This is a genomic window from Prevotella sp. E9-3, assembly GCF_022024015.1.
Classification (GTDB): Bacteria; Bacteroidota; Bacteroidia; order Bacteroidales; family Bacteroidaceae; genus Prevotella.
Map to the genome: position 1 here is coordinate 1,930,942 of NZ_CP091786.1, position 23,321 is coordinate 1,954,262.

The 23,321-nt window shown below is 42.5% G+C and carries 21 protein-coding genes and 1 tRNA gene; 10 read left to right on the top strand and 12 right to left on the bottom strand.

Annotated elements, in window-relative coordinates; genetic code table 11:
• The first annotated feature begins 19 nt into the window (after positions 1 to 19).
• Entirely contained in the window at positions 20 to 1,129 is a 1,110-nt protein-coding gene (locus L6475_RS07065) for a nucleotidyltransferase family protein (protein ID WP_237818518.1), read from the top strand.
• A gap of 98 nt (positions 1,130 to 1,227) precedes the next feature.
• Here L6475_RS07065 and glmS read toward each other — a convergent pair whose 3' ends face one another.
• The 6 genes from glmS to L6475_RS07095 form a co-directional block, all read right to left on the bottom strand.
• Positions 1,228 to 3,072, bottom strand: coding sequence for a glutamine--fructose-6-phosphate transaminase (isomerizing) (gene glmS, locus L6475_RS07070; protein WP_237818520.1), 1,845 nt, complete (start codon positions 3,070 to 3,072; stop codon positions 1,228 to 1,230).
• Positions 3,073 to 3,155: 83 nt separating this feature from the next.
• Positions 3,156 to 3,953: a polysaccharide biosynthesis/export family protein gene (locus L6475_RS07075; protein ID WP_237818522.1), complete on the bottom strand. Its 798-nt coding sequence runs from the start codon at positions 3,951 to 3,953 to the stop codon at positions 3,156 to 3,158.
• Between the two features lie 146 nt (positions 3,954 to 4,099).
• Positions 4,100 to 5,509 (bottom strand): glucuronate isomerase, encoded by a 1,410-nt coding sequence (gene uxaC, locus L6475_RS07080; protein ID WP_237818524.1) that lies wholly within the window; start codon positions 5,507 to 5,509, stop codon positions 4,100 to 4,102.
• A gap of 107 nt (positions 5,510 to 5,616) precedes the next feature.
• Positions 5,617 to 6,771 carry an MFS transporter gene (locus tag L6475_RS07085; RefSeq protein WP_237818526.1) on the bottom strand — a complete coding sequence of 385 codons (1,155 nt, stop codon included), beginning with the start codon at positions 6,769 to 6,771 and terminating at the stop codon, positions 5,617 to 5,619.
• Between the two features lie 17 nt (positions 6,772 to 6,788).
• Positions 6,789 to 7,610: a 3-methyl-2-oxobutanoate hydroxymethyltransferase gene (panB, locus tag L6475_RS07090; protein WP_237818528.1), complete on the bottom strand. Its 822-nt coding sequence runs from the start codon at positions 7,608 to 7,610 to the stop codon at positions 6,789 to 6,791.
• The gene (locus L6475_RS07095) at positions 7,595 to 8,248 is read right to left on the bottom strand and encodes an HAD family phosphatase (protein WP_237818530.1); all 654 of its coding nucleotides are present in this window, start codon (positions 8,246 to 8,248) and stop codon (positions 7,595 to 7,597) included. Before L6475_RS07095 ends, panB begins: the two co-directional genes overlap by 16 nt.
• A 114-nt stretch (positions 8,249 to 8,362) precedes the next feature.
• Here L6475_RS07095 and L6475_RS07100 point away from each other — a divergent pair, with 114 nt between their 5' ends.
• Positions 8,363 to 10,129, top strand: coding sequence for a bifunctional UDP-sugar hydrolase/5'-nucleotidase (locus L6475_RS07100; protein WP_237818532.1), 1,767 nt, complete (start codon positions 8,363 to 8,365; stop codon positions 10,127 to 10,129).
• Positions 10,130 to 10,200: 71 nt separating this feature from the next.
• Positions 10,201 to 10,968 carry an NAD(+) diphosphatase gene (nudC, locus tag L6475_RS07105; protein WP_237818534.1) on the top strand — a complete coding sequence of 256 codons (768 nt, stop codon included), beginning with the start codon at positions 10,201 to 10,203 and terminating at the stop codon, positions 10,966 to 10,968.
• A 109-nt stretch (positions 10,969 to 11,077) separates the two neighbouring features.
• Here the strand turns inward: nudC and L6475_RS07110 are convergent, their stop codons facing one another.
• Entirely contained in the window at positions 11,078 to 12,394 is a 1,317-nt protein-coding gene (locus tag L6475_RS07110; RefSeq protein WP_237818536.1) for a UDP-glucose/GDP-mannose dehydrogenase family protein, read from the bottom strand.
• A 26-nt stretch (positions 12,395 to 12,420) separates the two neighbouring features.
• Entirely contained in the window at positions 12,421 to 12,966 is a 546-nt protein-coding gene (gene rfbC, locus L6475_RS07115) for a dTDP-4-dehydrorhamnose 3,5-epimerase (protein ID WP_237818538.1), read from the bottom strand.
• A gap of 136 nt (positions 12,967 to 13,102) precedes the next feature.
• On the opposite strand from rfbC, the gene L6475_RS07120 reads away from it, so the two are divergent.
• The 6 genes from L6475_RS07120 to L6475_RS07145 all read left to right on the top strand — a co-directional run bounded on the left by L6475_RS07120 (position 13,103) and on the right by L6475_RS07145 (position 21,078).
• Entirely contained in the window at positions 13,103 to 14,164 is a 1,062-nt protein-coding gene (locus L6475_RS07120) for an SPOR domain-containing protein (protein ID WP_237818540.1), read from the top strand.
• Between the two features lie 14 nt (positions 14,165 to 14,178).
• Positions 14,179 to 14,724, top strand: coding sequence for an FHA domain-containing protein (locus L6475_RS07125; RefSeq protein ID WP_237818542.1), 546 nt, complete (start codon positions 14,179 to 14,181; stop codon positions 14,722 to 14,724).
• A gap of 81 nt (positions 14,725 to 14,805) precedes the next feature.
• Positions 14,806 to 16,011 carry a pyridoxal phosphate-dependent aminotransferase gene (locus L6475_RS07130; protein WP_237818544.1) on the top strand — a complete coding sequence of 402 codons (1,206 nt, stop codon included), beginning with the start codon at positions 14,806 to 14,808 and terminating at the stop codon, positions 16,009 to 16,011.
• A 6-nt stretch (positions 16,012 to 16,017) separates the two neighbouring features.
• A complete protein-coding gene (locus L6475_RS07135) occupies positions 16,018 to 17,292 on the top strand; it encodes an FtsX-like permease family protein (protein ID WP_237818546.1) in 1,275 nt (424 codons plus the stop codon).
• 155 nt (positions 17,293 to 17,447) lie between these two features.
• Entirely contained in the window at positions 17,448 to 19,169 is a 1,722-nt protein-coding gene (gene recJ, locus L6475_RS07140; protein WP_237818548.1) for a single-stranded-DNA-specific exonuclease RecJ, read from the top strand.
• Complete coding sequence (locus L6475_RS07145) at positions 19,159 to 21,078, top strand: ATP-dependent DNA helicase RecQ (RefSeq protein ID WP_237818550.1); 1,920 nt, start codon at positions 19,159 to 19,161, stop codon at positions 21,076 to 21,078. Before recJ ends, L6475_RS07145 begins: the two co-directional genes overlap by 11 nt.
• On the opposite strand, the gene L6475_RS07150 is transcribed toward L6475_RS07145, so the two are convergent.
• From L6475_RS07150 to rpsF, 4 genes are all read right to left on the bottom strand, one after another.
• Entirely contained in the window at positions 21,044 to 21,667 is a 624-nt protein-coding gene (locus L6475_RS07150) for a hypothetical protein (protein ID WP_237818552.1), read from the bottom strand. The genes L6475_RS07145 and L6475_RS07150 overlap by 35 nt on opposite strands.
• Before the next feature lie 108 nt (positions 21,668 to 21,775).
• Entirely contained in the window at positions 21,776 to 22,312 is a 537-nt protein-coding gene (rplI, locus tag L6475_RS07155; protein ID WP_237818554.1) for a 50S ribosomal protein L9, read from the bottom strand.
• A gap of 20 nt (positions 22,313 to 22,332) precedes the next feature.
• Entirely contained in the window at positions 22,333 to 22,599 is a 267-nt protein-coding gene (rpsR, locus tag L6475_RS07160) for a 30S ribosomal protein S18 (RefSeq protein ID WP_237818556.1), read from the bottom strand.
• 3 nt (positions 22,600 to 22,602) lie between these two features.
• Positions 22,603 to 22,950 (bottom strand): 30S ribosomal protein S6, encoded by a 348-nt coding sequence (rpsF, locus tag L6475_RS07165; protein WP_237818558.1) that lies wholly within the window; start codon positions 22,948 to 22,950, stop codon positions 22,603 to 22,605.
• A 187-nt stretch (positions 22,951 to 23,137) separates the two neighbouring features.
• Here rpsF and L6475_RS07170 point away from each other — a divergent pair.
• Positions 23,138 to 23,225, top strand: a tRNA-Ser gene (locus L6475_RS07170).
• The last annotated feature ends 96 nt before the right edge of the window (positions 23,226 to 23,321 follow it).

Genomic DNA, 23,321 nt, shown 5'->3' on the forward strand with positions numbered 1-23,321 from the left:
TATAAAAAAACATGATGATATGGATATCACAACTCGTAATTTCTTCAATTTGCTACGTGCTGGAGCTTTCAATGAGAAAGTTGAGATAGAGCCTATGTCAGCATGGAAGTGGAGACAGGTGTACCACTACTCTCTCATGCATGGTGTATCTGCTATTGTATATGATGGTATTATGCAATGCCAACACCAGTTCTTCCTGCAGATTCCTACCGACATACTTGACATGTGGAGAACAACGACAAACGAGATTGAGCATGAAAACGAGAACGAATCAATAACATTACTTCAAATATACTCTATATTCAGCAAGCAATTACTCCGTCCTATCTTAGTTAAGGGGTACCAATTGGCTGCTTTATACAATCAGCCTCTACATAGATTATCACATAGCATTGATATCTATTTCCCTTATTCAACGCAAGGTGAGAAAGCCGACAAATGGGCATTACAAAACGGAGATAGTCTGGATAATTCAAAACCTAATAGACTTAGCTATAAATGGAACAATTCACCCATTGAGCATTATTACTGTCTGAATCGGATGACAAACAAGCTTCTGAACAGATCGCTACAGAACATTATTGAAACGGAAATACGAGAAAGTACTGCTTCTTATATTATTATAAAAGGTACGCGCGTAGAGGTAGTTTCTAATACTTTAGCTCTACTTCAGATTTTGCTAGACATAGCTCAGCATATATTAAACAACGGAATTTCACTGAAGCACCTCGTCGATCTCGGCTCTTTACTTCGCAGTTCCGGTGACAAGGTTGACTATGTAAAACTTCAGAATTGGATAGAAAGACTCAGTATGAAGTCAATTGCCCAATTGGCTGGTGCGCTACTTGTTGAACTGTTCAATTTTACTGAGGACGAAATACCATTTATGCAACCAAATAAAAAGTCTGATACGAAACGTGTAAAAGACGAATTGTTTCAATTACAGAACAGTAATCAGGAGGATTGGCATTTCAAACAGGGAAAAGATATTTTTATTCACGCTTCCAACTCGTCTGCTATGATGGGACAAGTACGACGTTCGGTTAGATATTTCAAATTCTATCCTTCAGAAAGCATCACAAACTTTTTCTCTTCATTCACCCATTCACTCTCTCATATTGAAGAATAATAACAGCCTGTTACCGAATAACAGGCTGTTATTATCATTTTATAAACAGCTATACGTAATAGCAATGTATTCTATAAACGTATGTTGAATAGTAGTATTTATTCAACCGTAACACTTTTAGCAAGGTTGCGAGGTTGGTCAACATTCTTACCCTTGCAAACAGCCACATGATATGCAAGCAACTGCAAAGGAATAGTGGCTACTAATGGCTCGAGACACTCTAAAACATCGGGCAATTCAATAACTTCATCAGCAATTTTTGAAATCTTATCGTCACCCTTAGAAACAAGGGCAATCACCCTACCCTGTCGAGCTTTAATCTCTTGGATATTAGAAAGGACTTTCTCGTACATCGCATTATGAGTAGCAATAACAACTACAGGCATATCACTATCAATCAATGCGATAGGACCGTGTTTCATCTCCGCAGCAGGGTATCCCTCTGCATGAATATAAGATATTTCCTTTAGCTTCAAAGCTCCTTCCAATGCTACTGGATATGAGAAGCCTCTACCCAAATACAGGAAATTATGAGCATAAGTAAATGTACGCGCCAAATCTTTCACCTTATCGTTTGTATTCAACACTTCGCGAATTTTCTCAGGTATCTCGCTAAGCCCTTTCACGATACGCAAATACTCATCACGTTCGACGGTACCCTTCGCTTCACCCATAGCAAGAGCTATCATAGTCAATACAGTTACTTGACCAGTGAATGCTTTTGTTGAAGCGACACCAATCTCTGGTCCTACATGAATATATGTACCAGTATTTGTAGCACGTGGAATACTAGAACCAATAGCATTACATACGCCGTAAATAAATGCGCCTTTTTCCTTTGCTAATTGAACAGCAGCCAGCGTATCGGCGGTTTCTCCACTCTGACTAATAGCTATGACTACATCTCCTTTTCCTATCACAGGATTACGATAACGAAATTCGCTGGCATACTCAACCTCAACAGGAATACGACACAACGTCTCGATTATCTGCTTACCAATTAAGCCTGCATGCCATGAAGTTCCACAAGCCACGATTACAACTCGTTTTGCTTCAAGTAACTCCCTACGATAATCGATAAGTGCAGAAAGGGTAACATGAGTAGCTTCTACATTTATACGACCACGCATACAGTTGGTCAAGCATTCTGGCTGCTCAAAAATCTCTTTGAGCATAAAATGAGGGAAGCCTCCTTTTTCTATCTGTCCAAGATCAATATCTACTTTCTTGACATTCAACTTCTGTTCCTCACCAAGAATACTCAACACATGCAATCCTTCACCACGACGAATCACAGCAATATTCTCATCTTCCAGATATACAACTTTGTCGGTATATTCGACAATAGGACTAGCATCTGAACCCAGGAAGAACTCATCCTCACCTATACCCACAACCAATGGGCTCTGCTTGCGAGCAGCAATAATCTGATCAGGATCTTCCTTATCTAAAACTGCAATAGCATATGCACCAATCACCTGATACAATGCCACTTGAACAGCTTCAAGAAGAGAAAGCTCTTTGCGGTTCATGATATATTCAATCAATTGAACAACCACCTCAGTATCAGTATCACTCTGAAAGTGAATGCCCTTCTCCATCAACTTTGTCTTAATATCAGAATAATTTTCAATAATTCCATTATGGATAATGGCAAGACGCTTTGATTCAGAATAATGAGGATGGGCATTACGCGAAGAAGGCTCTCCATGTGTTGCCCATCGGGTATGAGCAATACCTACAGTTCCTGTTACATCTTTGTCAGAACAATATTCACACAGATTATCAACTTTTCCTTTAGTTTTATATACATTCAAGGAAGCTTCCGGATTAAGCAGTGCAACACCTGCTGAGTCATAACCTCGATATTCCAAACGGCGCAAGCCCTTAATCAAAATAGGATAAGCTTCACGATGACCTATATATCCAACAATTCCACACATAATAATGATTGCTTTTGTATTTGTGTTTAGTAATTAGGAAAAGAGATCGAGTTTTTTCAACCCAATCTCTTTTCTGTATTATTCTATCGTAAAATATTATACAACAGAGAAGTCAGTGATATCAAAATTGATGTAGCTGAGAACCAAAGTGTTGTCATACTACCTACACTTGAGTTTTGAGCTTTCACCTTGTTTGGTGTTACGTATATCACGTCATTTTGCTGCAAATAGAAATAAGGCGAATTAATAATATTTGCATCCGTCAGGTCGAATGTATAGATTGACTTACGACCTGTAGAGTCTTCACGTATTAACTGAACGTTCTTTCTCTGACCATAGATAGTCAAATCACCTGCCTGTGCCAATGCCTCAAGAATACTGATTTTTTCACGCGATACATTAAAAGTACCAGGACGAGCAACTTCACCGATAACAGAAATTTGATAGCCAGTCATTCTCACGGTCACAATAGGGTTGACAGCTTCACTCATATAGGGCTTGATTCTGTCAAGAATCATTTCTTCTGCCTGCGACTTTGTCAAACCTCCTACGTGCAGTTGTCCAACAATTGGAAATATGATATTTCCGTCATTATCCACCAAATAGGTCTGCAACATAGCCTGAGAATATGTACTACGCTGATTTGTTGTATACGGTGTAGGCACAGTCATGTTAAAAGGCACTACAGCCTGATCATCAGCTGCACTGACCGTAATGGTCAACTGGTCTTTCGGCATGATACGTGCATCATACAAATATTGCGACTTTGATAAATCTACTTCCTTAGAGTTCTGAAAGTAAGGAACATCTTTCTGGGAAGCACAACTTGCAAAAAGAAGTAGAGGCAATGCCAATAGTAGAATTTTCTTTAAAGCGTTCATGATTTCAATCTTTTGATAAAACTAGTGCAAAGATACACTTTATTTAGCACTTTATAACATCAGGGTGGTTAAAAGGAGTTAAAGAAGTTCTTTTACTACTCTAACTCCTGTATTTTTTTATTAATCAACAGCCAAAGATAGTTGAATTAATAGAATTTGAAGTATCTACGTGCATTATTATAGCTAATATCTTCAACCATTCGAGCCAATGTTTCACGATCGTCAGGCAGCAAGCCTTTCTCAACATCATTTCCCAAGAGATTGCAAAGGATTCTGCGGAAATATTCATGACGAGGATAGCTCAAGAACGAACGGCTATCGGTAAGCATACCAACGAATCTACTCAACAGACCAAGCACCGATAGAGCATTCATCTGACGAATCATGCCATCCATCTGATCATTAAACCACCATCCTGAACCGAATTGAATTTTTCCAGGTTCTCCTCCTTGGAAGTTTCCAAGCATTGTAGCAATAACTTCATTTGCGCATGGGTTAAGTGTGTACAAGATTGTACGTGTTAACTTTCCCTCCATATTCAGCTTGTTAAGGAACTTCGACATAGCTTTTGCCGTATTGAACTCACCAATTGAATCAAAACCGGTGTCTGGTCCCAACTTATTAAACATAGCTGTATTGTTGTCACGAATAGCACCATAGTGGAATTGCTGAGTCCATCCTGCATCTGCATCCATTTCTGCCATCACAGTGAGGAAGCAATGCTTATACTGACGTATTTCATATTGGCTAAGCTGCTGTCCACGCAAAGCCTTCTCGAAAATGGTTTCTATCTGAGAATCGGTATATTCCTCGTCGTAAAACTCCTCAATTCCATGATCACTCAGTTTTGAGCCCTGTTGGGCAAAGAAATCATGTCGTTTCTGAAGTGCATCCACCATATCAGCAAACTTTGAAATGCTAACATTGCTGACATTAGACAACTCATTCACATAAGAAGCGAAACTTGGAGCTTCAATATTCATTGCCTTATCAGGACGCCAGGCTGGAATCATCAATGGTTCTTTCTCTGTACGAATTTTAGCGTATTCAATATGATGATGAAGATCATCTACTGGATCATCAGTAGTACATACACATTCCACATTATAATGACGCATCAATCCGCGAGCAGTGAAATTTGGATCGTTCTGAAGCTTATCATTACATTCATCATAAATTTCACGAGCTGTCTTGGGAGACAACAACTTTTCAATCCCAAAAGCTGTTTTCAATTCCAAATGAGTCCAGTGATAAAGAGGATTACGAAATGTATAGGGAACTGTCTCTGCCCATTTTTCGAATTTCTCCCAATCACTAGTATCTTTACCTGTACAGTAGCGTTCGTCAACACCATTTGTACGCATAGCACGCCATTTATAATGATCGCCACCCAACCACAATTCGGTAATACTTCTGAACTTATGGTCTTTTGCTACCATTTCAGGAATAAGATGACAATGATAATCTATAATTGGCATCTTTGCCGCATGGTTATGGTACAAATCTTGAGCGATCTCTGTTTCAAGCACGAAATTTTTGTCGTTGAACTTTTTCATTCTTTTGATAGATTATAGTTTTAGTTGTTTTTCTTCATTGCAAAGTTAATAAAAGCCAAATGAAAAATATCTATGGCATGGTGTTTTTTTTGAATTTTTATCTTTCGTCACCTATTCTTATTAGTAATAAACCACTTGTGTATAAAGAGTACATACAGCACGAGTGATACAACAAGCAAGCCCAAAGAACATTCAAGTGAGGAATACTTATCTCCTTCAAAATAAAGATATCCGGCCCCAACACCTAAGGAAAGACCTAATTCCCAACCTAACAGGAAAGTACTCTGAGCAGTTCCTCGCTGGCAATGTTTACTCAGTTTAATGAAAAACAATAAAAAGCGGGCTCCAACAATACCCAATCCGAGCGCCATAAGCGGTGCACACAAAGGTGACGATGGAGAGAAAAGCATGGTGAGAATGGCACTGATAAGTAAGACCAACCCTGAGATGATCTCGCTTTTCAGGTCAGCATCAGCAAACACATAGCGTTGAGCCAAGAGTGCCAGCAAAAAGCCTACCATCATCAATGCATAAAAATAAATTGTATGAGGTAGTGAAAATACGATTCCCACAGCAATCATCACCGGAAGCATGTTTACGAGTAAAGGCCATCCTTTTACCAAAAGAAAGCGATCTAAACTAAACTTATTTAGATGATCACTTGGCACACGGAATGGGAAATGAACTGCCAGAATCAGACAAGATGCTACTATACAACATCCCGAAGCGACAAAAAGCACCATTTCCATGTTAACAACCTCATATATAAGTAATCCCACCAGAGGTCCCAGAGAGAGTGCAAAGCGGCCGAACCAAGACGTTGAGTGGTTTGCCTCGGTACGCTGTGAAGAATCACAAGTATCAATAATCAATGTCGAGGCAAGCACCATCTGAGCTAATCCGAAGGCAACACCTTGAGCCATTCGAATAGAATAGAAAAACACAGGTGATGTTTGCCCGACATACAAGGGGAAAAGAATCGTAGAAGCCAAAAGTAAAATGGCCCATACACAAACCAAATTACGACGATAATGCTGAACAAGATATGAGCAGACAAATCCTGGCAAGAAGACTCCTATTCCAAAGATTCCCATCGCAATGCCCGTTTCAGCGATTGTGAGTCCCTCTTTGTAAAGCATCCAAAGTGGCAATGTAGGAATAAGCATCGTAACCGACATGCATAGCAGCAGGTTAGCAATGACTATCACCCAGAAATTACGATGCCAGAGTCTTAGGTGTACCGTCGTATTTTGTGTATTCACGAATACTATTTTATTAATTAATAAGATTCCGACTCATTGGGGAAATCACCACTCTTTACATCGGTGATATAGTTACCAATAGCGTCTGTCATCACTGAGTTCAGATCAGCATAACGTCGGAGAAAACGAGGAGAGAATCCTTGATTCATACCCAACATATCGGCAACAACCAGAATCTGACCATCACACTGTCCACCGGCACCTATACCAATAGTAGGCACACTCACTTCAGAAGTAACCTGTGCAGCCAGTTTAGCAGGAACTTTCTCTAAGGTTATAGCAAAGCATCCAGCTTCAGCCAAGGCTTGTGCATCGCTCAAAAGTTTCTCAGCTTCACGCTCTTCCTTGGCTCGAACGGCATAAGTTCCAAACTTATTAATACTCTGAGGAGTGAGTCCCAAATGGGCCATAACAGGAATACCTGCATCAAGTATAGCCTTCACCGTATCCAGTATTTCCACTCCACCTTCTAGTTTCAGGGCATCACATCCACTTTCCTTCATAATGCGGATAGCATTAACCACACCATCGTGAGAGCCTGTCTGATACGAGCCAAAAGGCATATCACAAACAACCAAAGCACGTTTCACTGCATTCACTACCGAACGGGCATGATAAATCATCTGATCCACCGTCATGGGTAGCGTGGTAGAGTTTCCCACCATAACATTTGAGGCGGAATCGCCTATCAAAATTCCATCGATACCTGCGCGGTCAACGATGCCTGCTGTTGTAAAATCATAGGAAGTGAGCATTGAAATTTTCTCACCTTTTTGCTTCATTTCAATGAAGCGATGCGTGGTCACCTTACGTGTATCACTAATCAAATAGCCTGCCATAATGCATTTAAGTTTTGATATTTGAATTGTGTGTAATCATTTATCTGACAATCAGATAACATTTCAATATTCGACTTTTTATTTGTCGTTGTAAGACCTATCACAACCATATTAGCCGAGCGACCAGAACAAAGTCCGTTGATACTATCCTCAAACACTACGCATTCATTAGGTTCTGCCCCCAAGCGAGCCGCACCACGTAGATAGCAATCCGGCGAAGGCTTGCTTTCAGCAAAGTCCTCACTGGTGAGAATAACATCAAAAAGTTCTTTGAATTCTGGATGTTTTTGATAAACATTTTCCATCTTTGGTTTGTTCGAACTAGTAACAACGGCTGTTTTTATTCCTTCCTTACGCAATTCTCTGACAAACTCCAAGAATCCAGCTACATAGGGATAATCCATCTGGGCTTCAAAATCGTTCAGACGTTTTGTTATCACTTCCCTAACAGACTCCAACTCTCCTGAAAACCATTTGTCATATATCTGTGTAAGAGTCTGGCCTTTAATTTCAATTTCAAGTCCAGGATGTTCTGGATGGAACTCTCTGCACTGCCTGCCCCAAAAAATAGTGTATTGTGATTCGGTATCAAACACTACTCCATCAAGGTCAAAGAGTGCAGCTTTCAGTTGATTCATCTTCTTTTTATTTTTCAAAAACGTGTGCAAAGTTACAAAGAACTAAGCAAATGAGCAAATATCTCAACTTTTTTTAGTACCTTTGCCGACAAAGAAAATGAAGAGAGATTTAAAATGAAACATTTGCTTACAGTTACATTTTTTATATTTAGCTTAGTTCCTGCAATGGCTATTTCAAAGGAAAAGACTGTCACTCTTAAAGTTATCGAGACAAGTGATGTACATGGTCATTTCTTCCCATACGACTTTATTGGCAACAAACCACTGAAGGGTACATTATCACGCGTAAATACCTATGTAGCCAAACAACGCAAAGAGTATGGCAAGAACCTACTACTCATAGACAATGGCGACATTCTCCAGGGACAGCCCACCTGTTATTGGTCCAACTACGTTCTGCCCATGCAGGAAAGCATTAAAAGTATTACCATTTCAGAAAACATAGCAGCTTCTGTTATTAATTACATGCAATACGATGCTGAGACAGTTGGTAATCATGATATTGAAACAGGACATGGCGTTTACGACAAATGGATTCGCGAAGTTCGATGCCCTATGCTTGGCGCAAATATTGTAAATAAAGACAACCAGCAGCCTTATATACATCCCTATGCCCTTTTCGAGCGCGAAGGTATTAAGATTGCGATTATCGGCATGGTTACTCCTGCAATTCCCTGTTGGTTAAACGAAAGTCTATATCAAGGTTTAGAATTTCAGGAAATGGTATCTTGCGCCCGTAAATGGGTGAAGCATCTGAAGGAAGTTGAGCATGCAGATTTGATATTTGGTCTATTCCATAGTGGTTTAGACGGCGGTATCACGATGGAGAACGGAATTGAGGAAGATGCCACTAAGCGTGTAGCTCAGGAAGTTGACGGTTTTGATGCGATATTCTTTGGCCACGACCACCAAGTTCACAACATCCGCCTACAAAACACAAAAGGCGAGGATGTTGTATGTGTAGACCCATCCTGCTATGCTCAAAATGTTGCCGAGGTTGACATTGAGATAAAATTAAAAAAAGGTAAAATCATATCCAAGAACCTCGTAGGTAAGATCGTTGATGTACGTAATGAAGAAATCGACCAGCAAATGGTTTCACATTTCCAGCAGCAGATTGATGCCATCAAGCAATACGTTAATCGTCGAATCGGCACATTTGCCAATTCTATGACTACACGCGACTCTTATTTCGGGAACAGCGCCTTTACCGACTTTATTCACGAGATGCAATTACGAATCTCTCATGCAGACATTTCGTTTAACGCTCCCCTATCCTTTGACAGTCGTATAGAGAAAGGCGAAGTAACTGTTGCCGATATGTTCAAACTCTACCGGTTTGAGAACAATCTGTATATTCTTAAAATGACAGGCAAAGAGATACTCGGTCATCTTGAGATGAGCTACGATTTATGGGCAAACACGATGACTAGCCCGGACGACCATCTTCTATTACTCAACAAAAGAACTCAAGGCGACCAACAACGAATGGGCTTTCGCAATTTTACATTCAATTTCGACTCTGCCGCTGGTATCGACTATGAAGTTGACGTCAGGAAACCCAATGGTCAGAAGGTTAAGATTCTACGTATGTCAAACGGGGAACCCTTTGACATAAACAAGACATATAATGTAGTTATGAATAGCTATCGCGGAAATGGAGGTGGCGATTTATTGATTCATGGAGCAGGTATTCCAAAAGACTCGCTGAACAGCCGCATCATATATCAATCCCCCCTCGACCTTCGTCATTATCTGATGGAAGAGATTGAACGTCAGGGTAATGTGATTCCAAAAGCAGCTAGCAACTGGAAGTTTATACCTGAGGAATGGACTATTCCTGCTGGTAAAAGAGACCGAAAGTTTATATTCAATGAATAAGCGGTAATAAATCGAAATTCAATTACTTAGCAGAAAAATTCCCACCCACACTAGTCCAACATTATAAAACAATGAAACGTTATTATTTTATATTCTGCAAAGACGATATAATGCTCGAAAAATGCGAAGACGGAACTTATACGATTCCCCTTGCTGAAGAGCCCCCTATTCCTATAAAACCGTGGACGGTGATTCTAAACATCACCCCTCTAAATGATATAGAGGTAAAAGCATACGCAATAGATCATCCCGTTACCGACCAGGAACGCTATGAGATGTGTCCGCTTCGACAGAGCTATTACAAACTACCATTCGAACTCTACCTGAAAGCAGGGAAATGTGCTGAGCTCATATATTGGGATAAGAACACTCGTTTCTGTGGCATCTGTGGAGGGCCAATGAAATTCCATACCGACATTTCAAAACGTTGTGAGCATTGTGGAAAAGAAGTTTGGCCTCAGTTAGCCACAGCAGTCATCGTATTGATTCATCGAGGCGATGAAGTGTTGTTGGCAAGAGGACGTAATTTTCGTAGCGACTTCTATGGGTTGATTGCGGGATTTGTGGAAACTGGCGAAACACTTGAAGAAGCCGTGGTTCGTGAAGTTAAGGAAGAAACGGGCATCAATATTAAAAATATCCGATATTTTGGTTCACAACCGTGGCCATACCCAAGTGGATTGATGGTAGGCTTTAATGCCGACTACGAGAGTGGCGAGATTCATGTCCAACGAGAAGAATTGAAAAAAGCAGGATGGTTCCATAAGGACCACCTACCTAAGATTCCCGAGAAGCTATCAATAGCTCGCAAACTAATAGACAATTGGTTGGGTGAATAGAAGATAAGGACAAAACAAAAAGAAAAAGAACAAATGAGGAATATAAAGAAATCGTCAGCAAGTTGTTTGCTGACGATTTCTTTATGTCTTATTGTTTTATGAATAGCACTTATTTTCCAATGCAATGATACTCAAAGCCGTTTTCTTGCAGTTCTTCACTATCAAAGATGTTTCGGCCATCAATCACCAGCGGATTGTGCATCGCCTTCTTGATGACACCCCAAGTAGGCAGACGGAATTCTTTCCACTCAGTAAGCAAAAGCAAAGCATCGGCATCAAGCACAGCATCATACATGTCCCGACAGTAAGTAATGGTATCACCTATGCGACGCTTACACTCGTCCATTGCAATAGGATCGTAAGCACGAACTACGCAACCAGCCTCAAGCAGTTTCTGAATCATCACCAAAGCAGTTGACTCACGCATGTCGTCGGTCTCAGGCTTAAACGAAAGTCCCCACATAGCAACCACCTTGCCTTTCAAAGACTGGCCTTCAAAAGCTTTCGACAGTTTTTCAAAAAGAACACTCTTCTGTTTCTCATTCACACGCTCAACAGCTTTCAGCACTTCCATAGAGTAACCTTCCTGGTCGGCTGTCTTTATAAGCGCCTTCACATCCTTGGGGAAACAACTGCCACCATAGCCGCAACCAGCATAGAGGAATTTGCGGCCAATACGGGTATCAGCGCCAATACCTGCGCGAACCATATTCACATCGGCGCCCACTCTCTCACAAAGGTTTGCAATATCGTTCATGAACGAAATACGTGTGGCCAGCATAGAGTTAGCCGCATATTTTGTCATCTCGGCTGAAGGAATGTCCATAAAAATAACGCGGAAATTATTCAGCAGGAACGGCTTGTACAACTTGGAAAGAACTTTCTTGGCTTTTTCACTTTCTACACCGACAACTACGCGGTCAGGCGACATAAAGTCTTTAATAGCACTACCTTCCTTCAGGAACTCTGGGTTTGAGGCCACATCGAAAGGAATATCCTCGCCTCGTTTCTTCAGTTCTTCCTCAATAGCAGCGCGTACTTTCTTTGCAGTTCCAACGGGAACCGTAGATTTTGTCACCACTACAACATATTTATTAATATTAGCGCCGATAGTCTTAGCTACCTGAAGCACGTATTTCAAGTCAGCCGAACCGTCTTCGTCTGGAGGAGTACCTACAGCAGAGAATACAACATCCTGTTCGTTGAGAACAGAAGCCAAATCGGTTGTAAACGACAGGCGGCCAGCCTTAACATTCTTAAGAACCATCTGGTCTAACCCAGGCTCGTAGATGGGAATTTCTCCCTTTTGAAGTCTCTCAATTTTGTTTGCATCCACATCGACGCAAGTCACGTTTACGCCAGTTTCGGCGAAACATGTTCCTGTTACCAGTCCTACATAGCCGGTACCAACAACTGCAATGTTCATTACTTATTATTTAATTAGGTTAATAATCAAAAACATTCTGCCTCTTTAAACAAAGGTGCCTTCAAGTCCTTCTCGCTGGTCACCACATCTTTGGGATCAATGGGCCACTCTATGGCGAGGTCAGGATCATTCCAACGAACTCCTGCTTCAGCCTGAGGAGCATATACATTATCTACTTTATAGGTAAAGATAGCTTCTTGGCTCAACACCAGGAAACCATGCGCGAAACCTCTTGGAATAAAGAACTGACGCTTATTATCTTCACTCAGTTCTACCATGACATGTTTGCCGAAGGTTGGAGAGTTTCTACGAAGGTCAACTGCCACATCAAGCACCTTTCCTTTAATCACTCTCACCAATTTGGCCTGAGAATAATCACCTTTTTGATAATGAAGGCCACGCAACACACCGTACGAAGATTTTGACTCATTGTCTTGAACAAAATCAACTTTTCCGATCTTCTCTTCAAACTCTTCCTTCTTCCATGCTTCAAAGAAATAGCCACGAGCATCATTGAAAATCTTTGGTTCAATAAGGTAAACTCCTTCAATAGCTGTAGATATATATTCCATTTATAAAGTATTATTATTTTAACAGTTTGCAAAAGTACAAATATTATTTTGTATGAGGAAAACTTTTTTTGTATTTGTTTTATTATTATCCTGCTTTTTATTTGTTCATATCAAGAAAAAAACGTAATTTTGCAACGTGATTGAACTGAATAGACATATTGAAATACTCCTGTTGAACAATGATTGTGTGATTGTTCCGGGATTTGGAGGCTTCATGGCCCACCATTCTGATGCGCGTTATGACGAGAGCGACAAGATGTTTTTACCTCCTCTCCGTACGCTTGGGTTCAATCCTCAACTCAAAATCAACGACCATCTTCTCGTTCAAAGTTATATTGAAGCCTATGATATCAGTTATCCAGAGGCTTTACGTCGCATCGAGAATGAGGTTGAAGAACTGAAACAACACTTGGAAAGTGAAGGCGAATACGAACTGACCGACCTTGGAACTATCACTCTGAACGATGAAGGACGCTATGAGTTTCAACCTTGCGAGGCAGGAATCCTTAGTCCTATGCTCTATGGTCTCAGCTCGTTCTCCATGCAAACCATTTCAAGTCTGCTTCAGAGCGCCGAGGTAAAAGAAGAAAAGAAAGAGGCCCTTATTAAACCCATCCAACTTGAAGAAATCACTAAGGATGATAATCATGAGAAGATTGACGACAGTACAGTCAATGACGATACGATTGTTATCCGTATGTCTTGGATTCGCAACATGGTTGCTATGGCAGCATCCATCCTTTTGTTCTTCTTTATCAGCACGCCTGTAGGCAATAGCGAATTGAGTGAGACTGTTCAACAGAGCAGCGTACTGCCAGTTATCACAGCAGCAAGTGTCCAGGAAAAGCAAGAGCAAATAGCTGAAACACCGGAAGAGAATCAGCCAAACGCTGAGAGTGTTTCAATGGAACGCTCTGAGGAAATGATAAATAGTGAAGCTCCCGTCAAGGAAACTTCATCAGTTTATACGATCGTTCTTGCCAGTCAGACCCCCCTTATCCATGCAGAAGAATTTATTGCTCGTCTTTCAAAGAGCGGCATTGAAGGTGCCCAAACGATGAGTATGCAGAATACTGCAAAGGTAAGAGTAGTGATTGGTTCATTCAATTCTGAAGAAGAAGCACAATCACAGTTGAGAAAATACCGTGCTGATAACAACAACTTCAAAGAAGCATGGGTGCTTCATGTCAAAGATTAATTCTTTTTTGAGCAATGAAGCGAGTACGTTGTCCCAAATGTGATCAATACATAACTTTCGACGAAACACGCTATGAACCGGGTCAGAAGCTCGTGTTCCAATGTCCTGATTGCGGTAAGCAGTTTGGCATCCGTATTGGTACATCCAAACTGAAACAAACTCAGAAGGAAGAAACACAATCCTTGAACCAGCAAACCGAGATGCCCGACGATAGCGATTTTGGCAGTATAGTCGTCATCGAGAACGTGTTTCACTACAAGCAGATACTCCCTTTAAAGATGGGTGAGAACCAAATAGGTCGCTATCAGAAAGGGAATCCCATCAACACCCCTATCGAGACTGTCGATCCCAGCGTTGATTTACTTCATTGCACTATAACTGTATCTCGCGACAAGCGCGGACGTTTAAAATACGAACTCAAAGACGGTCCCAGTTATACAGGTACCTTTGTCGACAATGTAATACTTGGTGATCGCGAACGACGAATCATCAACGACGGACAGTTGTTCACTATCGGTGCCACAAGCATCATTCTAAGAACTCCTCAAGAGGAGGAATGACAACCGCTAATAACCAAAGCCAAGGTCATGAATGATGAATAGAGTATAGAAATTTAGAACTAATAAAAACAAAGATAGAAGATGCCAGAAATATCTGTTCGAGGCCTTGAGATGCCCGAAAGCCCTATTCGCAAACTGGCTCCTTTGGCAGCAGCTGCCAAGAAAAGAGGTACCAAAGTTTATCATCTGAACATCGGCCAGCCGGACCTTCCCACTCCCGATGTGGCTCTTGACGCTTTGAAGCATATTGACCGCAAGATTCTGGAATACTCTCCTTCACAGGGGTATCTCAGCTATCGTGAGAAGCTCGTTGGCTATTATGCAAAATACAACATCAATGTTACTGCCGACGATATCATTATCACATCAGGCGGCTCAGAAGCTGTTCTCTTTGCTTTTATGTCGTGTCTGAATCCTGGCGACGAGATTATTGTGCCAGAACCGGCCTATGCCAACTATATGGCTTTTGCTATATCTGCTGGTGCAAAAATCCGCACCATAGCCACTACAATCGATGAAGGTTTCTCTCTGCCCAAGGTTGAGAAATTTGAGGAGCTTATCAACGAGCGTACACGTGCTATCATGATATGCAATCCCAACAACCCAACTGGTTATCTATACACTCGTCGTGAAATGAATCAGATTCGCGACTTGGTGAAAAAATACGACCTTTATCTGTTCTCCGACGAAGTTTATCGTGAATACATCTATACCGGTTCTCCCTATATTTCCGCCTGCCATTTGGACGGTATTGAACAGAATGTTATTCTTATTGACTCAGTTTCAAAGCGTTATTCTGAATGCGGTATTCGAATCGGTGCCCTTATCACAAAGAACAAAGAGGTGCGTGCAGCCGTAATGAAATTCTGTCAGGCTCGTCTTTCTCCACCTCTTATCGGTCAGATTGTGGCCGAGGCATCTCTTGATGCTCCTGAAGAGTACTATCGTGACGTTTACGATGAATATGTTGAACGCCGTAAATGTCTGATAGACGGTCTGAACCGTATTCCTGGCGTTTACTCGCCTATTCCTATGGGTGCTTTCTACACAGTAGCCAAGCTTCCGGTTGACGATGCTGAGATATTCTGCCGCTGGTGTCTTTCCGATTTCGAGTATGAAGGAGCTACCGTCATGATGGCTCCCGCAGCAGGATTCTATACCACTCCAGGAGCCGGGCGCGACCAAGTTCGCATCGCTTATGTGCTGAAGAAAGAAGATCTTAATCAGGCTCTCGTAGTACTTCGTAAAGCGCTTGAGGCTTACCCTGGGAGAACCGTTAACGAGTAATCCTATATGAATCTGCCCCTTTTTCTCTCACGCCGTATCTACGGAGGAAAAGTTGAAACGGATGCCGATGACAAACCGATACGCCAAAAGTCAGTCAGTCGGCCCGCCATTCGTATAGCTACCATTGGTGTAGCTATAGGATTGGCTGTGATGATTGTGACCGTCAGCGTGGTTATCGGATTCAAGCACACCATTCGTGACAAGGTAGCAGGTTTTGGAAGTCATATCCAGGTAGAGAACATCATGTCGTTCAATACAGCTTCCGACTTCCCCATTTGTATCAACGACAGCATGCTGCAGTTATTGGAAACAATTCCTGGCATCAAGCATGCTGAACGTTATGCCATCACACAAGGAATTCTTAAAACCGATGAAGACTTTCTGGGCGTAGCCCTCAAAGGCATCGGTCAGGAATATGACCTAAGTTTTATTCAAGAGAATCTTGTTGAAGGCGAACTTCCCCAGTTTTGCGATTCCTCAACAAAGTATCCCCTTGTTATTTCAAAGACCATTGCGCAAAAACTGCGACTGAAAATAGACGATCGTATCTTTGCCTATTTCATCAGCGACGAAGGGGTTAAAGCCCGTCGGTTTACAGTAAAGGCTATCTATCAGACAAACATGAAGCGATTCGATGATTCTTTCTGTCTGACAGACATTTATGCAACGAACAAACTGAATGGATGGTTTACCGACCAATGCTCAGGAGCCGAACTTATCGTTGATGATTTCGACCATCTTGAAACCGCCAGTCACAACGTTGTAAAAAAGGTGAATCGCACACTCGATGCCTACAACAACACTTTTTCTTCACGCACCATTACCGATGCCTATCCTCAGATATTCTCATGGCTTGAACTGCTTGATATCAACGTATGGATTATCCTTGGTTTGATGATTGTTTTGGCTGGCTTTACAATGACCAGCGGCTTGCTCATCATCATCCTTGAACGCACGCAGATGATAGGCATTCTGAAAGCACTTGGTGCCCGCGATTCCATGATACGCAAAACATTTCTTTGGTTCTCCGTATTCATTATCAGTCGAGGTCTTCTTTGGGGTAACATCATCGGTATCGGTCTCGTTATTCTACAACAGACAACCGGTATTGTAACCCTCGATCCCCAGACCTACTACGTAAGCGAGGCCCCGATGGAACTAAACCTGTTCTATGTTTTACTATTGAACATTGCGACCCTCTTCATCAGTATCTTTGTTCTAATTGCACCGAGCTACCTTGTAGCCAAAATTCATCCGGCTCGCTCAATGCGATACGAGTAAAGATGTAACATTCTGTTAAAATTCTGACAGAATGCAATGTTATTTCGATTATTATCATTATCTTTGTATGCCCTCTTATCCGGACGGCTATCCAATTGCTGTTCTTTCTACGTTTATGGGCACCATAAAACAGACAAGAATAAATAAAATATATAATGCATTTCAAATGGAATTACGAACAGCCTACACCCGAACAACAGCAAGCAGCTAAGGAACTGGCCGAGAAAATCGGCATGAGTCCCGTTATTGGCCAACTGCTCTTCCGTCGCGGTATTAAGACCGAGTCAGCGGCCAAGCGGTTCTTCCGACCAATGCTCAACGAACTTATCGACCCGTTCCTGATGAACGATATGGACGTGGCCGTAGATCGTTTGAACGATGCAATGGGACGCAAAGAGCGCATTATGGTTTACGGCGACTACGATGTTGACGGATGTACCGCCGTTGCACTTGTCTATAAGTTCTTACAGCAATTCTACTCAAATATTGAGTATTATATCCCTAACCGATATGAAGAAGGCTATGGAATCAGCAAGAAAGGACTTGACTATGCTGCCCAACAAGGTGTAAAGTTGATTATTGTACTCGATTGCGGCATTAAGGCAATCGAAGAAATAGCGTATGCAAAGAGTTTAGGTATTGACTTCATCATCTGCGATCATCACGTTCCCGATGATGTACTGCCCTGTGCTGTAGCCATTCTTAACCCCAAGCGTGTTGATTCTACCTACCCCTTTAAACATCTCTGCGGCTGTGGCGTAGGTTTTAAGTTCATGCAGGCTTTTGCCAAAAACAACGGTATTCCTTTCTCACAGCTCATTCCCCTACTCGATTTCTGCGCTGTCAGCATAGCTGCCGACATTGTTCCGGTGATGGGTGAAAACAGAATCCTTGCCCTCCATGGACTCAAACAACTGAACCAGAATCCGAGTGTTGGCTTGAAAGCTATCATTGAGATATGTGGACTCACGGGTCGCGAAATCACAATGAGCGATATCATCTTTAAGATAGGTCCTCGCATCAATGCCTCTGGTCGTGTTCAAAACGGAACAGAGACCGTTGACTTGTTGGTTGAAAAGGATATTCAGAAAGCGCTGACCGAAGCCACCCATATCAATGAATACAACGAACAGCGCAAGGATATTGACAAACAAATGACTGAAGAGGCCAACCAGATTGTAGAACGTTTGGAGAGCCAGGAACACCAGTCAGCCATTGTTCTTTATGATGAAGGTTGGAAAAAAGGTGTGGTAGGTATCGTTGCCTCACGTCTCACCGAAATCTACTTCCGCCCCACGGTAGTCTTATCTTGCCAGGATGGCATTGCCAGTGGTTCGGCCCGTAGTGTGGCTGGCTACGACATCTATGATGCTATTAAGAGCTGTCGCGACCTACTTGAGAATTTTGGTGGTCACACCTATGCTGTAGGTTTGTCATTGCGTGTAGAGAACATTCCCGAATTCCGTCGTCGTTTTCAGGAATATGTCAGCACACACATCCACCCGGAACAGACAGAGGCATTGTTAGAGATTGAATCCACTCTTGACTTCAAGGATATTTCCAAACGACTCCAGAACGACTTAAAGAAACTGGCCCCTCATGGTCCAGACAATCCCAAGCCCTTGTTCTGCACTCGCAATGTTTACGACTACGGCACGTCTAAAGTTGTAGGCCGCCAGCAGGAACACATTAAGTTGGAACTGGTTGATTCACAGTCGAGCAATGTGATGAACGGCATTGCATTCGGTCAAAGTGCAGCAGCACGCTACATCAAGTCAAAATGTTCGTTCGACATTGTTTACTCTATCGAGGAGAATATCTATAAGCGTGGTGAAGTGCAACTGCAGATAGAAGACATCAAGCCCAGTGACCAGTAACGACGACAATACTTCTTTAGCTCGCTACAAAGCCATTCTGAAACGTTATTGGGGATACGATGATTTTCGTGGTATCCAGCAAGACATCATTACTTCAATTGGCGAAGGACGCGACACATTAGGCCTTATGCCTACAGGTGGTGGAAAGTCCATCACCTTTCAGGTACCGGCGTTGGCTAAAGAAGGCGTATGTATCGTGATAACTCCCCTGATAGCCCTGATGAACGATCAGGTAGTTCACCTGCGTAATAACGGTATTCCTGCTGCTGCTATCAACTCCGACCTTCCCCAGAGCGAGATAGTACGTATTTTAGACAACACAGTGTTCGGTGCAGTCAAACTGCTTTATGTATCCCCCGAACGCCTCTCTACCGATTTTTTCCGTACAAAGCTGCGTCACATGAAGGTTAGCTTCATCTGTGTAGATGAAGCCCATTGCATTTCCCAATGGGGCTATGACTTCCGCCCCAGCTACCTTGAAATAGCCAGCATCCGTCAGGATTTGCCTGATGTACCCATCCTTGCCCTTACAGCAACAGCCACCCCCGAGGTGATTGATGACATACAGAACAATCTTCAGTTCCACGAGAAGAATGTGTTCAGAATGAGTTTCGAGCGACGCAATCTTGCCTATATTGTACGCAATGTGCCAGACAAGATGGAACAGCTCATCCACATTCTTTCCAACATGAAGGGTTCAGCCATTGTCTATGTCAATAGCCGCCGCCGTACAAAGGAGTGTGCAGAGCAGCTTCAAAAGGCAGGCATCAGCGCTACTTTCTATCATGCAGGTCTTGATAACGATGTAAAGCTCAGCCGACAGGAAGAATGGCAGAAAGACCATGTGCGTGTTATCGTTTCCACCAACGCCTTCGGCATGGGCATAGACAAACCCGATGTCCGACTGGTAGCTCACATTGATTGTCCAAGCAGTATTGAGGCCTATTTCCAGGAAGCTGGACGTGCAGGCCGCGATGGAAAGAAAGCCTATGCGGTACTCATTGTCAACAATGCCGATACAGCAAAGCTTCAGAAGAAGATTATTGACACTTTTCCACCGAAGGAATATATCCGGAAAGTCTATGATTCACTCGCCTATTTCTATCAAATAGCCGTAGGCGCTGGCTACAACACTTCCCACGAATTTCCCATCGACAGGTTCTGCCATGTCTATAAGATGTTCCCCACACAGGTTGATGCCGCCTTGAAAATACTCGACCGAGCAGGCTATATAGAATACTCGGAAGATAAAGACAACCAGGCGCGCGTCATGTTTATCCTTGAACGCGATGAACTTTACCGACTGAGGGGAAATACTCCCAACGAAGATGCTGTGATAGTAACTCTATTAAGAATGTATAGCGGACTGTTCAATGACTATGCATTCATTGACGAAGAGTTCATTGCCCAGAACTCAGGACTCCAAAGGTTTACTGTACGCGAATGTCTTAAATCCTTATCACAGAAGCACATAATAAGTTTCATTCCACAAAAGCGTACACCATACATACGCTACAGGCAGCGTCGTGAAGACTCTCAATTCCTCCTGTTTCCGCCCGAGGTTTATGAAGAACTTCGCCTGCGATTTGCTGCACGAATAGCCGCTATGGTGAAGTACATCACCACAACCAACCAATGCCACTCCCAGCAGTTACTTCGTTACTTCGGAGAAACCAACACACTACCCTGTGGCCATTGCGACGTATGCCTTTCAGTAAAAAAGGAACACAGGGAAGATATCAATAAAGTCAAAACAGAAATCACCAAGTTGATGGGTGACGGCAACAAACACCTTGTTCACGAACTCTACAAGCTTCCATACCCCACCGAGATACTGGAAACAGCATTGCGAGAATTAGTCGATGAACAAGAAATCACCTCTTATCTACAAACTTCCAGCCCTCTTTGAACTTCTCATGCGGAAAAACAAAGAGATTGTCTGAAATGCCTCCCGACTTGAAGTCAGAAATTTGAACGGTTGTCCAGATAAACGCCACCTTAATCCTTAATCTCTTCGGCGCATAAGACCCCTGTTCCACGAGTGCTTTCACCTCTTTAATAGTACCTTTGGCCTTTTTCTTTTGCTTCAACGTGAGCATCAGTCCTTCCGGATCCTTAGCCACACTATAGTCAAAGTCATCAAGCGAGAACTTGAACCGTCCGCTATACTTATCTTTCTTATCAGAATTAGCCTTATGAATCTCAACAGTTCTCTTTTTCCTATAGGCCATATAGGCAGTCACGCCATCATTCCACGTATCTACGCGCTCGTCAGTAAAACGTTGCTTTTTCTCTTTGAACGAAATAGTTCCCTCAGTCTTATAAATACCTATTATATTTACTTTATAATGAAGACTTGCTCCTTGCGGACCAAACACACGTTCATAAGCTGTATTGAAAATTCTGCGTGCTTGTCGAGCATTAGGAGTTTCCTCCTGAGCGTTTGCTACTGCCAGGAATGAGAGAAAAAAGAAAAGAAAAAAAGACAACCTTTTCATTACTACATTATATTCGGGATGATGAATACTCAAAATCTACAAGAATCCCAGCCAACACCTTGTTAGCTGGGATCCTTTATTGAAAACAGATATGTTTTACAGTGTTACTTATTCAGCTGCGGGAGCTTCTTCCTGCTCTACAACAGGAGCTTCAGCAACAGTCTCTTCTACAACGGGAGCAGCAGGAGCCTCCTCTACAGGAGCATTCTCAGCTACAACCTTTACAGGAATCTCAACGATAACTTCTTTGTGGAAGTGTACCAAAGCGGCATAGTCACCAACCTTCTTGATGTCGCGCATGGTGATGATCTTACGATCAACCTCATGACCCAACTTCTTCAGTTCTTCAGCAACGGTAGCAGTATTCACTGAACCATAGAGCTGACCGGTTGCGCTCACCTTGGCAGCTACACAGATAGCTACACCCTCGAGAGCCTTTGCGCGATCCTCTGCAGCGGCCTTCAGGGCAGCCAGCTTGTGAGCCTGCTGCTTCAGGTTCTCAGCGAGGATTTTCTTAGCTGAAGGCGAAGCAATCACGCCTTTTCCCTGAGGAATCAGGTAGTTGCGGCCATAGCCAGACTTAACATTCACGATATCGTTCTTGAATCCCAAGCCGATAATATCTTCTTTCAGTATAATTTCCATTCTTGCGTCCTCCTTTAAGATTATTTCATCAAATCGGTTACGTAAGGCAGCAGTGCAATCTGACGTGCACGCTTCACGGCCTGAGCCACACGACGCTGATACTTCAGTGAAGTACCGGTGATGCGACGAGGCAGAATCTTACCCTGCTCGTTCAGGAACTTCTTCAGGAACTCGGGATCCTTGTAGTCGATGTACTTGATACCGCTCTTCTTGAAACGGCAATACTTCTTCTTCTTGGTGTCGATAGAAGGAGCGGTGAGATAACGGATTTCTGATACTTCTGCCATGATTTAAGCCTCCTCTGATTTAGTTGCATACTTCTTGCGACGCTTCTCAGCATACTCAATAGCATACTTCTCCAGCTTCACAGTCTGGAAGCGAAGCACTTTCTCGTCACGACGGAAAGCGGTCTCCAGCGTCTTAATAACTGCAGGCTCAGCCTTGAACTCAACCAGGAAGTAGAATCCTGAAGTTTTCTTGTCAATCTGATAAGCCAGCTTCTTCAGTCCCCAGGCCTCTTCATTCAGAATCTCAGCACCTTTATCGGCGAGCACCTTCTTGAATTTAGCGACCGTTTCCTTTGTCTGATCGTCAGACAAAACGGGAGTCAAAATGAAAACGGTTTCGTACTGATTCATACGTTTTGTTGTAAATTAAATAATGTTATTTTGCAAAATGCGGGTGCAAAGGTACTACTTTTCTTTGAACCGTGCAAGACCTTAGTGCCAAAAAATTAATATTCGCTCGAAAAAAGCAATTAAAAATTTTGCCAACCTCGAAAAAAATCTTACCTTTGCACTGCAAAAACGGAAACGTTTGGATTTTGGAGAGTTGGCAGAGTGATCGATCGCGCTGGACTCGAAATCCGGTATACCCTTTCTGGGTATCGGGGGTTTGAATCCCTCACTCTCCGCACAGTCAATAGGAAGGTAAAAGCCTTCCTATTTTTTTGCTGCATCCCCCCTATATATAATATATAATAGGTGTAACGACGTGTCAACCATACCAT